The 540-nt window shown below is 47.4% G+C and carries 1 protein-coding gene; it reads left to right on the top strand.

Annotated features, from left to right (window positions below; all coding sequences use genetic code 11):
- Positions 1-163: 163 nt before the first annotated feature.
- Positions 164-540, top strand: a 377-nt coding sequence (locus ACTHUM_RS18360) for a cation transporter (RefSeq protein WP_440403731.1), incomplete at its 3' end; no start/stop codon positions are given.

Below are 540 nucleotides of genomic sequence, written 5' to 3'. Positions count from 1 at the left end.
TGATGTGGCTTTGTAACCGATAAGCGTATTTTGAAAAGGCCGTCTGAAACGCTTCAGACGGCCTCTGTCTCTTGATAACTTACTTTTTGCCATTATGTCGTTTTCGTTTGATAATATATAAACACGAAAAACACCCGCCAAACAATCAATAGGAGGCTTTGCCATGCAACAAAAAGTCCGTTTTCAAATCGAAGGCATGACCTGTCAGGCCTGCGCTTCGCGTATTGAAAAAGTATTGAACAAAAAAGATTTTGTCGAATCGGCAGGGGTGAACTTCGCCAGCGAGGAGGCGCAGGTTACGTTTGACGACAGCAAAACCTCCGCAGCCGACATCGCCAAAATTATCGAGAAAACCGGTTACGGCGCGAAGGAAAAAACGGAAGACGCGCTGCCGCAGCCCGAAGAAACAGCGCATGTAAACTGGAGGCTGTGGCTTTTGCTGGTCATCAATATTCCGTTCTTAATCGGCATGGCAGGCATGATGATCGGGCGGCACGATTGGATGATTCCGCCTGTATGGCAATTTGTGCTGGCAAGTAT

The sequence above is a fragment of the Neisseria sp. P0021.S006 genome (genome assembly GCF_051956895.1).
The sequence above is the reverse complement of the archived record's forward strand: the minus strand, read 5'-3'. Positions and strand labels throughout refer to the sequence as shown.